General features: G+C 28.4%; 9 protein-coding genes, 1 tRNA gene and 4 riboswitches. Of the genes, 4 read left to right on the top strand and 6 right to left on the bottom strand.

Annotated features, from left to right (window positions below; all coding sequences use genetic code 11):
• The first annotated feature begins 207 nt into the window (after positions 1–207).
• Positions 208–525: a pyrimidine/purine nucleoside phosphorylase gene (gene ppnP / locus ACTG48_RS08820; protein WP_021384444.1), complete on the top strand. Its 318-nt coding sequence runs from the start codon at positions 208–210 to the stop codon at positions 523–525.
• 86 nt (positions 526–611) lie between these two features.
• Here ppnP and ACTG48_RS08815 read toward each other — a convergent pair whose 3' ends face one another.
• The 5 genes from ACTG48_RS08815 to ACTG48_RS08795 all read right to left on the bottom strand — a co-directional run bounded on the left by ACTG48_RS08815 (position 612) and on the right by ACTG48_RS08795 (position 10,199).
• Entirely contained in the window at positions 612–2,969 is a 2,358-nt protein-coding gene (locus tag ACTG48_RS08815; RefSeq protein WP_479918629.1) for an HAD-IC family P-type ATPase, read from the bottom strand.
• 414 nt (positions 2,970–3,383) lie between these two features.
• On the bottom strand, positions 3,384–4,841 hold the full coding sequence (gene gcvPB / locus ACTG48_RS08810) for an aminomethyl-transferring glycine dehydrogenase subunit GcvPB (RefSeq protein ID WP_479918628.1): 1,458 nt from the start codon (positions 4,839–4,841) through the stop codon (positions 3,384–3,386).
• Entirely contained in the window at positions 4,841–7,315 is a 2,475-nt protein-coding gene (gcvPA, locus tag ACTG48_RS08805) for an aminomethyl-transferring glycine dehydrogenase subunit GcvPA (RefSeq protein ID WP_479918627.1), read from the bottom strand. Before gcvPA ends, gcvPB begins: the two co-directional genes overlap by 1 nt.
• Positions 7,316–7,432: 117 nt before the next feature.
• Positions 7,433–7,521, bottom strand: a riboswitch (glycine riboswitch).
• A 3-nt stretch (positions 7,522–7,524) separates the two neighbouring features.
• Positions 7,525–7,629, bottom strand: a riboswitch (glycine riboswitch).
• Between the two features lie 649 nt (positions 7,630–8,278).
• Positions 8,279–8,359, bottom strand: a tRNA-Leu gene (locus ACTG48_RS08800).
• Between the two features lie 109 nt (positions 8,360–8,468).
• Positions 8,469–10,199, bottom strand: coding sequence for a Na+/H+ antiporter NhaC family protein (locus tag ACTG48_RS08795; RefSeq protein ID WP_479918626.1), 1,731 nt, complete (start codon positions 10,197–10,199; stop codon positions 8,469–8,471).
• 136 nt (positions 10,200–10,335) lie between these two features.
• A riboswitch (Lysine riboswitch) is annotated at positions 10,336–10,512 on the bottom strand.
• Positions 10,513–10,771: 259 nt separating this feature from the next.
• Between ACTG48_RS08795 and lplA the strand changes: the two genes are divergently transcribed.
• The 3 genes from lplA to ACTG48_RS08780 all read left to right on the top strand — a co-directional run bounded on the left by lplA (position 10,772) and on the right by ACTG48_RS08780 (position 13,565).
• A complete protein-coding gene (gene lplA, locus ACTG48_RS08790; protein WP_021384423.1) occupies positions 10,772–11,758 on the top strand; it encodes a lipoate--protein ligase in 987 nt (328 codons plus the stop codon).
• 90 nt (positions 11,759–11,848) lie between these two features.
• Positions 11,849–11,954: riboswitch (SAM riboswitch) on the top strand.
• Positions 11,955–12,065: 111 nt separating this feature from the next.
• A complete protein-coding gene (locus ACTG48_RS08785; protein ID WP_021384416.1) occupies positions 12,066–12,863 on the top strand; it encodes a MetQ/NlpA family ABC transporter substrate-binding protein in 798 nt (265 codons plus the stop codon).
• Between the two features lie 102 nt (positions 12,864–12,965).
• Positions 12,966–13,565 carry a TerD family protein gene (locus ACTG48_RS08780; protein ID WP_479918625.1) on the top strand — a complete coding sequence of 200 codons (600 nt, stop codon included), beginning with the start codon at positions 12,966–12,968 and terminating at the stop codon, positions 13,563–13,565.
• Positions 13,566–13,632: 67 nt separating this feature from the next.
• Here the strand turns inward: ACTG48_RS08780 and ACTG48_RS08775 are convergent, their stop codons facing one another.
• Entirely contained in the window at positions 13,633–15,492 is a 1,860-nt protein-coding gene (locus ACTG48_RS08775; protein ID WP_479918624.1) for a putative bifunctional diguanylate cyclase/phosphodiesterase, read from the bottom strand.
• Positions 15,493–15,684: the final 192 nt, after the last annotated feature.

The raw sequence follows: 15,684 nt of genomic DNA, 5'->3' as shown, positions 1-15,684 counted from the left end.
CACTTCTCATATTATATATTTGGAAAAATATAGGGTCAATAGCATAATATAATGTAAATTTTTCCATAAATATTTATATTTTTTTCCTCATTTTTTAATTTTATTAATTTTTTTAAGAAATACTAAATTTTATTTGTAAATATGTAGCATTTTTTGCAGTATTTTTATATAATATATATGTACAAATAATTTTGGAGGTTTTATCTAATGAGTGAGTTTAGAAATGTTACTGCAGTAAAGAAGGCAAACGTTTATTTTGATGGTAAAGTAAGTAGTAGAGTAATAATATTCCCTAATGGAGAAAGAAAAACTCTAGGATTAATGTTACCTGGAGAATATACTTTTTCTACTAGAGAAGAAGAAATAATGGAGATGCTTGCTGGAAGTATGGATGTAAAGTTACCTGGAAGTAATGAGTTTATAACTTATAAAGAAGGTCAAAAATTTAATGTTCCTAGCGATTCAAGTTTCGATTTAAAGGTTAACGAAGTTGTTGACTACTGTTGCTCATATATAGTCGATTAATAAACATACATATTCTTACATAAAATTAAACACATCTGAAAAGAGCAGTTTATTGAAAAACTGCTCTTTTTTATATAATCTTAAAATTAATTTAAATCTGGAACTATTGTATCTAATATCTCATCTAATACGAACAGCATTACTTTTATCATAATTGGCATTAATACTGCTAATGCCATCGTTATAAGAATTAATTCTTTACTTAATGCTACAAATGAGAATAATCCACCCAAAAATAGAATTCCAATAACAAATGCAATGGTCATACTTACAATTAAAAATAATCTTTCTTTATTAAATGGTAAACATTGTTGTCTTAATATTAAAAGACCACATACACCAGTTAATATCGCACACATCGTAGAAAATACACTTGAGCTATAACCTAAGTATTCAACTATATTGTAAACAATAATTACATTTACTGTCACACATAGTGCTCCTGGCAAAGCATTTTTTAATATATTAAGTAGAAAACTTCCTGAAATTCTACTTTTATTTGCTTCAAGAGCCAAGAAGAATGATGGTATACCAACTGTTACAGCTCCAATCAGTGATAATTGTATAGGTACGAATGGATACTGTCTACTAAAGAAAAATAATGTTAATAGTGACAAGAAGAATGAAAAAATTGTCTTTACTAAAAATAAAGAAGATGCTCTTTGAATATTATTAATCACCTTTCTTCCTTCCATAACAACTTTTGGCATTGATGCAAAATTTGAATCCAACAATACTAAATTAGAAACATTTTTAGTAACATCACTTCCAGACGCCATAGCTATACTACAATCAGCTTCTTTAAGCGCTAACACATCATTTACACCATCTCCAGTCATAGCTACTGTATGATTTTGTTTTTTTAATGCCAAAATCATTTGTTTCTTCTGTTGAGGGCTTACCCTTCCAAAAACACTATATTTATCAACTGCCTCATATATATCTTCATCACTTTTAAGTGTTGTTGCATCAATAAAATTACTAGCCGTTTTAAGACCTGCTTTTCTAGCCACTTCACTTACTGTTACTGGATTATCTCCAGATATAATTTTTATATCTACGCCTTCATTATAAAAAAATTCTAAAGTTTCCTTAGCCTCATCTCTAATTTTGTCCAAAATTAAAATAAAAGCTAGTGGCTTTATATCTTCAGGTATATGATTTTCTTCCATATAAGAATTACTATGAGCTAAAACTATTACCCTATTGCCTTTTTTAGAATATTTTTCAACCTCTGTTTTAAGTTCTTTATGTTTATCCTTAAAAATAAACTCAAATGCCCCTAGTAAATATGTACCTTTATCTTCAAAGGCTACTCCACTGTATTTTCTTTCTGACGAAAATGGTATTAAACTTTTAACTTTATAAGTATCTAAAATATTGTATTTATCTCTTATTGCATTTATTGTTGCATTATCATCCTTAAGGGAATTGCATATATTCCCCATTATATCATCAATATCTATTTCGTCTAACATTACTACATCATCAACTTGCATTTTACCTTCTGTAATTGTACCTGTTTTATCAAGACACAATGTGTCAACTCTAGCAAGAGTCTCTACACAGTATAATTCTTGCACTAAAGTTTTATGACTTGCAAGCTTTATAGTTCCTACAGCTAGAGCAATACTTGTAAGCAATGTCAATCCCTCTGGTATCATTCCATTTACAGCTGCCACAGTACCTACTACAGATGTCGTTATAGAATCTCCATTTCCAAAATGTTGCTTTACAAATAATATAATCCCTAGAGGAATAATTATTATACCTACAACTTTTAATATTGTATTTAATGAATTTCTAAGCTGAGAATTATGTTTTCTAGAAATCTTGGCATCATTGGCTATCTTATTTGCATAGTTATCTTTTCCTATATTTTCAACTCTCACAAAAGCCTCTCCAGAAACTACAAAGCTACCAGAATATAAGAAATCACCTTCATTTTTTATAATAATATCAGATTCGCCTGTAATTAAAGATTCATTTACCTCTAATTTTCCATCTAAAACTTTTGAATCTGCACAAATTTGATTCCCTGTTTTTAAAATCATAATATCATCTAATACTAATTCTTGTACATCAATCTCTTTTTTCTCTTCTTCCCTTATAACAGATACCTTATTTGAAACTATGACAGATAGATTGTCCAACAATCTTTTGGCTCTTATTTCTTGAATTACTCCTATAATAGTATTAATTACAGCAATAAATATAAATAAAGTATTTTTAAAAGAACCAACTGATACCAATAGACAAACTAAAACAATATTTATGAGATTAAAAAGTGTAAACACATTATCTTTAAAAATTTGTTTATATGTTTTAGTTTTTCCATTATCAAATACATTAATTAAATTATCATCTATTCTACTTTGAAGTTGTACGCTACTTAATCCCATGTTTATATCGCAATTATACCTTTTTAAATTAACACTATCCATATTCTACTCCTTTCAACTTAACCCTTTTTTATACTTAAATCTACAAATATATTATAAAATTCTCAATTTTTATATTTTATTATTCTATAGTTTATATAATAAAATATAAATCTAAAGATTTTAATAATATAATTCTTAAGATTTCCTAAATTTTTATAAATTTCGATATATTTTAGTTAAGCTTCTCTTAAACCAAAAGAGTAAAAAGTTGTATCAAAATAAATTTCTATAATTTTTATGAATATTGGTATAATAATCATCATGTTAATATTCTTATATAAGCACTAATATAATTTAAAACTTCAGTAGTAAATATTATATATACAAAAAAAGCTATCTAAACTATATTAAATTAGATAGCTTTTTGTTATAAATACAAATTCCTTTATATTTATAATCTCTATTTTTAATTATTTATCTTTGCGACCATGTAAGTATAGGTTTCTTTACTGCCCTTGCATCATCCACTCTCTTAACTAGGGTATTATGTGGAGCAGTTTTCAATAGTTCTGGTTCTTCTTTTGCCTCCTTAGCAACATTTTTCATAGCTTCTATAAAACTATCTAATGTCTCTATGCTCTCACTTTCTGTAGGCTCTATCATAAGTGCCTCATTTATGATAAGAGGAAAATACATTGTTGGAGGATGATATCCATAATCCAGTAATCTCTTTGCTATATCTATAGTTTTTATATTTGACTCTCCTCTTGGTAACCCACCTAATACAAACTCATGTTTACATAAGGTATCTATTGGTAATATATAGTCATCTTTTATACTCTCTTTGATATAATTTGCATTTAAAACTGCCATTTCACTAGCCTCTTTAAGCCCATCTCTTCCCATAGTTAATATATATGTGTAAGCTCTTACAAGCACTCCAAAATTGCCATAGAAGTTTTTAATTTTTCCAATAGATTTTTCTCTATCATAATCTAATACATATTTATCTTCTTGTTTTTCAATCACTGGTATTGGTAAAAAAGGTACCAATTCTTTTTTAACTCCAACAGGACCAGCTCCTGGACCTCCTCCTCCATGAGGAGTAGAAAAGGTCTTATGAAGATTAAGATGAACTACATCAAATCCCATATCTCCAGGTCTTGTTATTCCCATAATGGCATTCATATTTGCACCATCATAGTACAAGAGTCCTCCTGCTTCATGTACAAGACTTGCTATTTCTTTTATATTTTTTTCAAACAATCCAAGAGTACTTGGATTAGTAAGCATAAGAGCTGCTACTTCATCACTTAAAGCTTCTTTTAACGCATCTATGTCTATAGCTCCATTTTTATCAGATGTTATCTGAATCACATCAAAGTTTGCCATAGCTGCACTTGCTGGGTTTGTTCCATGTGCAGAATCAGGAATTATTACTTTAGTTCTCTTATGGTCTCCTCTATTTTCATGATATGCTTTTATAATCATAAGACCTGTAAATTCACCATGTGAACCTGCGGAAGGTTGTAGTGTAACTTCATCCATACCTGTAATTTCTGCAAGTCGATTTGATAAGTCATACATTAAAGAGAGAGAACCTTGTGCTGTGTATGAAGATTGGTATGGATGCATTCCAGTAAAGTTTGGAAGTGCTGCCATATCTTCATTTATTTTAGGATTATATTTCATAGTACAAGAACCTAAAGGATAAAAACCTGTATCAACTCCAAAATTTTTATTTGATAATAGGGTATAATGTCTAACTAATTCTAATTCGCCAACTTCTGGCAAATTCAATTCACTTTGTCTAACCATACTTTGGTCAATCATATCTTCTACTTTTATATCATCTATATCTAACTTTGGAAGCGAATATGCTTTTCTACCTTTTTTAGATATATCTATCAACAAACTATTATATTCTTTCATTATAATCCCTCCATTATTCCAACTAACTTATCTATTTCTTCTTTGCTTCTTTTCTCAGTTACACAAAGTAAAGTTGAATTTTTTAATTCTGGGTAATTGTGCTCTAAGTTATAACCACCTAATATATTTTCTTCTAAAAGTTTATTATTTATAGTCTCTATATTAAGATTTCCTTGTACAGTAAATTCTTTGAAAAATTTACCTTTAAATATTGGCTTATATTTTCCTGTTTGTATAAGCTTATTATAAGCATAATGTGCTTTTTTCATAGATTGCATACCAACCTCTTTAAATCCTTCTTTCCCCATAGTAGCCATGTATATTGAAGCTACAAGAGCATTTAAAGCTTGATTTGAACATATATTAGAAGTTGCTTTTTCTCTTCTCACATGCTGTTCTCTAGTTTGTAAAGTTAACACATATGCAGTTTTTCCTTCTGTATCCAAGCTTTGCCCAACTATCCTTCCTGGCATTTTTCTCGTATACTTAGATTTACTAGCCAAAAATCCTACATAAGGTCCTCCAAAGTTAAGAGGATTTCCTAGTGATTGAGCTTCTCCAATAACAATATCTGCTCCTATCTCACCTGGCGTCTTTAAAACACCTAATGATATTGGGTCAACACTCATAACTAACATAGCTTTATTTTCATGAGTTATCTTTTCTATTTCCTCCATTTCTTCAATAATACCAAAGAAGTTAGGAGTCTGTATAAGAACACATGCTGTATCTTTATCCACTGAAGCCCTTAATTTTTCTATATCTGTAGTTCCATATTCATTACAAAAATCAATTTCTACTATTTCACAATCTTTGTATTGTAGATAAGTTTTAAGTACTGATAAAGTTTCAGGATGTGTAGTTTTTGATACTACTATTTTACTTTTTCTAGTCTGATTCATAGCCATTATGCATGCTTCTATTGCAGCAGTTGCTCCATCATACATTGATGCATTTGCAATTTCCATTCCAGTAATTTCTGCAATCATAGATTGGAACTCAAACACTACTTGTAAAGTCCCTTGACTTATTTCAGCTTGATATGGAGTATATGCTGTATAAAATTCAGACCTTGAAGTTATATGTTTTATAATTGATGGTATATAATGGTCATATGCACCAGCTCCAAGAAAACAAGTTAAGTCTTCTAAACTTAAATTTTCTTCTGACAGTCTTTTTACTATTTTACTTACTTCTAATTCAGATTTCCCACTTTCCAAGTTTAAATCTCTTTTTAACTTTATTTCATCTGGTATATCTGAAAATAATTCATCAACTGAATTTAATCCTACTACCTTTAACATTTTTGATTTATCTTCACTTGTGGCAGGTATATATGAAAATTTATTTTCTTCATTTAATACAGTATTATCTTTTTTATATTGCTTTTTATAAAAAGGTTTCTTAACTATCATGGCAGGAACAACTTTTTTTCTGATTGCTATACCTATTTCATTTCCTACTTTTGCATACTCAGAATCTATAATTCCCATACCTAAAATCTTTCCTGTTGTTGGAGAAGCACATCCTGTTGTTACAAAGCCTACTATTTTGTCACCAATCTTTATATCGTATCCATTTCTAGGCATCCCTTTGCCTTGCATTTCAAATCCAACTAATTTTCTTTTAGCTCCATTTTCTTTTTCTTCTGATAAGATTGTTTTTCCAATAAAATCTTCCTTGTTTGTTTTTACAAAAATGGATAGGCCTCCTTCAATTGGAGATATATGTTCGCCTATTTCATGACCATATAGAGGTAGAGCTGCTTCAAATCTCAAAGTATCTCTACAACCTAAACCAGCAGGACATATATCTTCTCCTCCAGCTTTTAAAACTTCATTCCAAATTATTTCTGTATGTTCATTTTTACAATATATCTCAAATCCATCTTCTCCAGTATATCCTGTTCTTGAAACTAAACAAGTTAAACCACATATTTTTGTTGATGGAATTGACTTATAAAATTTTATTGATTTTAAATCTATGTCTGTGATTTTTTGAAGAATTTCTTCTGCTTTAGGCCCTTGAACTGCTAGTTGACTAACTTCATTAGAAACATTTTTTATATCTACATTGTAACCTTTACTTTGTTTTATTATCCATGCCACATCTTTATCTATATTCCCTGCATTTATTACTAATAAATAATCTTCTTCACCAAATTTATATATTAATAAATCATCAACTACTCCTCCGTTTTCATAACACATAGGTGTATATATAATGTCATTTACCTTTAATGTGCTTATATCATTTGTAACTAAATTTTGTATAAATTTTTCTGAATCTACACCTTTTATTTGTACCTCTCCCATATGAGATACATCAAAGATACCTGCACTTTTTCTAACCATTTCATGCTCTTTATTTATTCCTTCATATTCTAAAGGCATTTCCCAGCCAGCAAACTCAACAAGTTTTGCTCCAAGCTCTTTGTGTATATTATACAAAGGCACTCTTTTCAATTCATTCATATATAACCCTCCCTATAAAATTAGACCCACTATATTTAAGCAATTTCGATATTATGTCCTATACTTTTTCATAAAAAAAAGATATATTAGCATAGAAAATAATCCTAGCCTATATATCCCTGTTTGTATACCTGAAAGATTTAATAATTTAATATTATTTTGCTTCTTCGGTGACTTATAGTATATTAACTTAAGTCTCTCCAGAGTCCCATCAACTAGCGATATCTTTGCCTGAAAGTTTCTCTAAGAATTGGCATTTCTTAAATTTCTTCTTCGGCGCCTTTTTATATAAAGGTCTCTCTCGCTAATCTCATTTGGAAATATTTATTTTCATTTTTATTGTATGAATATTTCAATTAAATGTCAACACATTATATTTATTTTTTTTTATGTATTAATTTTTTTGTTAAGTTTTTATTATCAATTATATTACTTTTATATTATTAACTTTTATACATATATGTTATATATTAATGTAAAATAATATATTTATTTAATTTATTATTAATATGTCATACAAAACACTAAAAGTAAAGTTATATTGTAATTTACTATATTATGTTAAAGATATATTCATACACACAATAGAATCGTTTGCAATTTTATCTTTGTGAAAAATAAGATTTTGAAATAGAGCATTTTTAAATAAAATTAAACTTATTAAACAGATATATTTTTTATAAGTTTATAAAAAACAGATTATATTGTGACTTTAAATTGTTTATTAGAAATACGTTATTATAGATTTTATATTCTTAACAAATGTCTTAAAATTTATATGTAAACACATTTTCAGACAACAAAAAAAGCACTTAATGTGCTTTTGTATATTTATTAGAAAATATCTTTAGAAATATATTCATATTGTATTTTGGTTTATTTCTCAAAAAATAAAAACGGGATAGCCCACTCCGAAAGCCAGCAACCCCAGTTTTTTTTTCAGCACAACTAAGCACTGTAGAGTGCGGATGAAGGGAGTCGAACCCCCACGCCAATGGCGCTAGATCCTAAGTCTAGTGCGTCTGCCAATTCCGCCACATCCGCTTATCACTCTTTTATTTTACTATATTTCGCTATTATTTTCAATAACTTTTTAAAATTATCTAAAAACTAACAAAACAATGATAATAAAAGGTGAAATTTATTTATATCCTTATTCTGCAAGTTCTATCTCTGCTTCATCAACTTTCTTACCAATTATTTGAATACCCACAAATATCGCAGCTATAGCCACTGGTAATACTATATATATTGGTAATCCAAATCCAGCTGGTATATATCCAAATACAATAGTGATTATTGCTGTAAATATAGCGTATGGCATTTGAGTATTAACGTGGTCTATGTGATTACAACCAGCTCCCATTGAAGAAAGTATTGTTGTATCTGAAATTGGAGAACAATGGTCTCCAAATATTGCACCTGTTAAAACTGCACTTGTACTTACTATTACATAGGACATATCAGGGTTTAATGAGTATGCTAGTGGTATTGCAAGTGGCATAAGTATACCCATAGTTCCATAAGCTGTTCCAGTAGCAAAAGATATTATTGCTCCTAAACCAAATATTAAGCTTGGCAATAAGAATGGAGGTAGTGAGCCTGATAATAAGTGTATTAAAAATTTAGCTGTACCTAATTCTTTTATTACTGAACTCAATGACCATGCAAGTATTAATATTACACCAGTAATTACTAAACTTTTCATTCCATCTATCCAGACATCAATTGCTTCTGATACTGTAAAAATCTTTTTTACTACAGCCATTATAATAGCAACTAAACTTGCAACAAGTGCAGATTGGAATAATGCTCTAGATGCATCAGATGCACTAAATGCTTCTTTTATTGCCCCAAAAGAATATGGTGAATTTGTAAATAGTTGTATTAGAGCTTTATCTTCACCTTCCATTATAGATGTATATCCACTATAATAGAATGATGCTAAAGCAACTATTATTAATGTTCCAATTGGAATTATAGCATTCCACACACTCAATTTCACTCCATTTTTTGGAGCTAAATCATCTAATTCTTCTACGCCTTCATCAAGGTCTGTACCAACTTTTCTACTTCTAGATTTTATCTCAGCCTTTCTCATTGGCCCAAATTCTTTTAATAATAATGCTGATATTACAATAAACGCTAATATTAATATATTATAAAATCTAAATGGTATTGTATTTAAAAATATACCAAATGCATCAACATCCACACTTATACTTTCAAAAGCATCATGTATTAAACCAACTTCAAGACCTATCCATGTAGATATTATGGCTAATCCAGCAACTGGTGCTGCTGTAGCATCTATTATAAAGGCTAATTTTTCTCTTGATATTTTCATTTTATCTGCAACAGGTCTCATCATAGGACCTACTATTAATGAATTAGCATAATCATCAAAGAATACTAAAAGACCCAAAAACCATGTTATAAGTTGTGTACCTTTTGCTGATTTCGCTCTTTTGGCAAGTGCTTCAGCTATAGCCTTAGCTCCTCCCATTTTAGCAACAAGATTTATTACTCCTCCAATTGCTAGAACTTGTAGTATTATTCCTGCATTCCATGGGTCTGATAGCGATACCAAAGCTCTGTCCACTAAATCTAAAAATGATTGTATAAGTGTGGCAAACACATTTATACCACTAGCTTTAATTATAAAACTACCAGAAAGAATTCCTATAAGTAAGGAAATTATTACGTTTTTAGTTATAAATGCAAGTATTATAGCAACTAATGGTGGTATTAAAGTTAAAATTCCAAATTTTTCTGCATTAGCTAGTGCAATAGTGTCTATATCTTCCTCCGCAAAAACCATTACTGTTGACATTATGAACATAATTGTCGTCAGAAAAATAATATTAATTTTTTTATTTCTCATATAAATCTCCCTCTCTTTTTAGTTTTGTGAATTGTACAGGGTATTTGATAAAACTAAAAAAGCCTTAAGTGCTAAACACTCAAGGCTTAAAAATTACAATACATCAACAATATTAAAATAAGTATAATATAATTCCTTAAATGATAGCTCACCACAAATAAACCTGTGACAGTTGTACATATTTTCTATGTACCCCCAGCAATATAATCTTAAAGCATCGATTATAAAACTTCGGCAATATCTCCTTTCCTAATAAATCTCTGTGCTTAACTCATTATTAGTACTGATAGATTATTGCGCCTCTACCCTTCTATTCACTTTTATTAAGTATATTTTGAGTATATATTATTTATTTAAACTTTGCAAGGTAGTTTTTAAAAATCCTTTTTATTTTTTACATTAAATTCCATTTTATTATGATTTTGTTTAATGGGCACTTCTATTAATACACGATTATCTTCTTGTTTAAAACTTCTAATTTAAAGGACTTTTCAAGTTATTGTCGAATTATAAAATTAATTGTACTAAGACCAACAAAAAAATTTTATCATTTATATGGAGGAATTACTTTAATGTTATTAATTTACAATGAAAAGACAAACCCTTACTTCAATTTAGCAATGGAAGAGTATCTTCTTAAAAATCTTGACGAAGACTTATTTATTTTATGGAGGAATGAACCTTCTATAATTGTTGGAAAAAATCAAAATACACTTTCTGAAATAAATTTAGAATATATAAAAGAAAATTCTATACCTGTCGTTAGGAGACAATCTGGTGGTGGAGCTGTATTTCACGATTTAGGAAATATAAATTTTACATTCATAGCTTGCAATAATAATAGCTTTAGTGATTTCAGAAGATTCACTCAACCAATAATAGACTTGCTTAAAACATTAGATGTCAACGCTGAATTTTCTGGAAGAAATGACCTTCTTATAGATGGTAAGAAATTTTCTGGAAATGCCCAGTACAACTACAAAAACAAGGTAATGCACCATGGTACGTTGTTATTTTCATCTGAGATAAACGACCTTTCAAAAGCTTTAAAAGTAAAGCCTATAAAATTTGAAGGAAAGGGAATAAAATCTGTAAAATCTCGTGTAACTAATATAAGTGAACATCTAAAATCTAAAATGGATATACTGGAATTTAAAGATGCAATTATGGATTATTTATCTAAAACTAATATTGATAATACTAATTATTGTTTAAGTAAGTATGACATAGAACAAATAGAAAAACTTACTAAATTAAAATATGAAACTTGGGATTGGAACTTTGGTAATTCACCAAAATATACTCTTTCAAATGAGTTAAAATATTCTGGTGGAAATGTTGAGTTTAATCTAAATGTTGATAAAGGCATAATAACAACTATAAAATTTTTTGGAGATTTTTTTGGAAAACGTGATGTTTCATTTGTGGAAGACAAACTTGTTGGCACAAAGCATGAAGAAAATGCTTTAAGAAATGTTTTAAATTCAATTGAAATAAATGATTATTTCTTAGGTGCTGATACTGATATTTTAGTTTCTGGAATCTTAGGTGTTAAATAGAAATACTAAAGATTTTAAAATATTTATAAAATTGTGTTTACATATATAAAAAATCATGATAATATTTATAACATAATTAAAAATTGATACTTCTTATCCAGAGTGGTGAAGGGACTGGCCCTATGAAACCCAGCAACCAGTATATTTTTATATACATTGGTGCTAAATCCTGCAGTATTATACTGAAAGATGAGTCTAAATTAGCTTTTAAAGCCTGAGTTTAAACTCAGGCTTATTTTATTTTGCAGTGTGATAAAAGAGGGTATTTTATTTTTAACTAATCAATCATATTCAGGAGGGAATTTATATGAAATTCAAAAAATTATTAAGTTTATTATTATGTCTAGTTTTCACTTTATCTATAGTTGGATGCTCTAAAGCTAACGATGACAAAAAAATTGTTGTTGGTGCTACTTTAGTACCAGGTGGAGAATTATTAGAAGAATTAAAGCCACTTATCGAAGAAAAAGGTTATACCTTAGAAATTAAGAATTTTGATGATTACATACTTCCAAACGAAGCTTTAAATAATGGAGAAATTGATGCAAATCTATTCCAACATGAACCTTATCTAAAAGAGGCTGTCAAAGCTAAAGGATATAAAATAATGGCTGGAAAAAAACTATATGTATGCCCAGCAATACTTTACTCTTACAAGATAAAATCTATTGATGAATTTAAGAAAGGAGATACAATTGCAATAAGCAACAATCCATCTTCTTGTTCTAAAGACCTTAGATATCTTGAAAGTATTGGGCTTTTAACTTTACCTAAAGATGATGGACTAGTTAGTCCTAAAGATATAATCGAAAATCCAAAAGGCATACAATTTAAAGAATTGGATATTGCTCAGATTCCATCTTCTCTTCCAGACGTAACTGCTGCATTTATAGATACTACATACGCAGTACCTGCTGGTCTTGATGCTAAGAAAAATGGACTTTATACAGCTCCTATAAATGATGAGTATGCAAATCTTTTGGCATTTAGAACTGAAGATAAAGATAGTGAAAAAATTAAAGTTCTACAAGATGTTCTTACATCAGATAAAGCAAGAAGTATAATTGAAGAGAAATACAAAGGAATTGTAATTCCTGTTTTCTAGTATATTTAGTATAATTTTAATATTATTATTCTAATCTTGTTGAATATTGACTTGTTAAGTGCTACCATTTAAGTAAATCTATGTTTATGGAGGAAGATTACTATGGCTATAGAATTAAAAAAGGGACAAAAAATAAACCTTACAAAAAAAGAAAATAGTGATTTAGGTGAAATCTTAGTTAATTTAAATTGGAATCAAAAAATACAAAAAAAAGGTTTTTTTGGCTCTCTAAAAAGCAGTAATATAGATTTAGATTTAGGTTGCCTGTTTGAAATGAAAAATGGTGTAAAAGGTGCTGTACAAGCATTAGGTAATTCTTTTGGTAGTTTAGAGAATCCCCCTTTTGCTCAATTAGATGGAGATGACAGAACAGGTAGCAATACACAAGGAGAAAATATAAGAATAAATGGTAATAAAATAAAAGAAATAAAGAGAATACTTATTTATGCTTTTATCTATGAAGGTGTAGCTAATTGGTCTGAGGCTGATGGAATTGTAACAATCAAACAAAAACAAGATTCAGATTTAGTTGTTAAACTTGATGAACATAAAAATGGCTATAACATGTGTTCAATAGCATTGATAGAAAATGTAAATGATGAGACATTCAGTGTTGAAAAAGTCATTAAATACTTTAAAGGCCATAAAGAAATGGACAATGAGTTTCATTGGGGCTTAAAATGGGTTGCAGGAAGAAAATAAGTACATATTATCAAGAGACTATGAGTAAATTCACTCACAGTCTCTTTTTTTTATAATTATTTACTTTCTAACTATTATGAATAAATTCTTTATCCAATATTTCTTCAAATTCTAACATGGGCATTGGTCTATAAAATACAAATCCCTGTACTAAATCACATCCAACATCTTTTAGAAATTCAACTTGTTCCTTACATTCAATACCTTCTGCAACTGTTGTAATATTCAATTCTTTTAGCATATGTATAATATTTTTTATTACTGTTTTTTCTTTATCTTTGTCTAAGCTAGCATTAAAAAACATAGAATCAAGTTTTAAAACATCAAATGGTAAATCTTTTAAGACACCCAAAGATGAATACCCTTTTCCAAAATCATCTAAAGAGCAAGTAAATCCATTTTTATGTAAGTCATGTATAATTTCCAAAAAGTGTTCTTGATTCTCAAAAGCAACACTCTCAGTAAATTCAATTTCTATAGTGTTTTGAGGTATATTATATTTCTTTTTTATCTCTGAATAAGTTTCCACAAATTTGGCATTATAAAACTGTATTCTAGAAACATTAACTGATATTTGAACAAATGGTTTATTTTCATCTAATCTCTTTCTAATCCATCTACAAACTTCTTCAAAAACATACTTGTCTACCAAACCAATAAAAAAATCCTTTTCCAGTATTGGAATAAATATTGCAGGAGATATGATACCTTTATCTGGAGTCAACCAACGTACTAAAGCTTCTGCACAATCTATCTTTTGATTATGTAAATTAACTTTGGGTTGAAAATAAACTATAAATTCTTTATTTTCAATGGCTTCATGTATTCTACTTTTGATTGTATTTTCTTCAATCATTTTTTTACGAATATTTTCATTGTAAAAAGCATAATTAGTACCTGGTTTATTTTTAACAGTTTTTTGTGCAAAGTTTGCTCTATTTATTAAATCATCTATGTTTAGTTTTTCAATTACATCTTCAATACAACAAATTCCACTGACAATCGTAATGTTATATTTGTTTTTAATTTCGTTCGTAATATTAATCAGTTTCTCATCTACAACTCGTTGTCGTATCACTAAGTCTGCCTTATCCACATAGCACCTTAAAGCAATAAATCTATCTGCAATTTCCCTTGCAAATATCTCATATTTTCCAATATCATTCATCATAAGATTAGCATATCGTTTTAATATCATATCACCATAATCATATCCAAATATGTCATTAATGTATTTAAAATTTTCAAAATCAATATAGAATACAGCAAATTTCTTGTCTTTATACTTATAAATATTTTGATTTGCATCTAGCTTAAACTTTTCTATAGTATTTGCTCCTGTGAGCTCATCTTTATACGCAATGTTTTTTAAATCTACATTTAATTTTTCCAAACTAATCAATTTTCTATTGTATTGTATAATCAATATAATCCATGCTAACATACCTATAATAGATATAATGATTATTAAAGTCATTAGATAATCACTTTTCTCTTTAGAAAAATTTTCTATTTCAAACACTGTATTATTTGCAAGATAAAAAAAGTCTTCACTTGTGTCTAATAAATGATTGTTTTCTTCATTCATTCTTACTTTTTCTATTTCACTATTTAAATCTTTCCACTTTTTTTCTAGTAAAAATAAATAATCGTTATATGTTTTGCAATCGGTAACTACCAAACCGTACTTTCCATCCCCTGTAATTAATTCATGTAAAATTCCATCTATATAGTCGATTAACTCATCATTTGGTTGATTGTCCATCTCTAATTTGCTTAAACGTTGACTCGCTCCACGGACGATACCAACATAATTAATTAGTTTTCCATAGTCCGCAATATTACGAATCAATTTAATCGAAATGGAGCTTATAGAAATTAATAAAATAAATAAGACTAAGATAGTTACCCTCAAAACTCTCTTCATAAAATACCCCTATCCTCTATGTAGTTTTTCATGTATTAGATATTCTTTATAATCAACTCAACAAAGTTGTGTATAATCATTTTTTCAAATAAGAAGCATGAAATTCCAATAAAAATTTCTATACAATTAAGATATAGAAATGCTTATTTTACATAGTTTATTTTTAGTATTATATCTATTTACAAAAACGTT

The sequence above is a fragment of the Clostridioides sp. LIBA-6822 genome (assembly GCF_056688955.1).
This window is presented reverse-complemented; position numbering and strand designations above follow the sequence as displayed.

What these genes read in the sequence shown, in the direction of transcription:
- ppnP (WP_021384444.1), top strand. Translation starts at nt 208, where the DNA reads ATGAGTGAGTTTAGAAATGTTACTGCAGTAAAGAAGGCAAACGTTTAT.
- ACTG48_RS08815 (WP_479918629.1), bottom strand. Translation starts at nt 2,969, where the DNA reads ATGGATAGTGTTAATTTAAAAAGGTATAATTGCGATATAAACATGGGA.
- gcvPB (WP_479918628.1), bottom strand. Translation starts at nt 4,841, where the DNA reads ATGAAAGAATATAATAGTTTGTTGATAGATATATCTAAAAAAGGTAGA.
- gcvPA (WP_479918627.1), bottom strand. Translation starts at nt 7,315, where the DNA reads ATGAATGAATTGAAAAGAGTGCCTTTGTATAATATACACAAAGAGCTT.
- ACTG48_RS08795 (WP_479918626.1), bottom strand. Translation starts at nt 10,199, where the DNA reads ATGAGAAATAAAAAAATTAATATTATTTTTCTGACGACAATTATGTTC.
- lplA (WP_021384423.1), top strand. Translation starts at nt 10,772, where the DNA reads ATGTTATTAATTTACAATGAAAAGACAAACCCTTACTTCAATTTAGCA.
- ACTG48_RS08785 (WP_021384416.1), top strand. Translation starts at nt 12,066, where the DNA reads ATGAAATTCAAAAAATTATTAAGTTTATTATTATGTCTAGTTTTCACT.
- ACTG48_RS08780 (WP_479918625.1), top strand. Translation starts at nt 12,966, where the DNA reads ATGGCTATAGAATTAAAAAAGGGACAAAAAATAAACCTTACAAAAAAA.
- ACTG48_RS08775 (WP_479918624.1), bottom strand. Translation starts at nt 15,492, where the DNA reads ATGAAGAGAGTTTTGAGGGTAACTATCTTAGTCTTATTTATTTTATTA.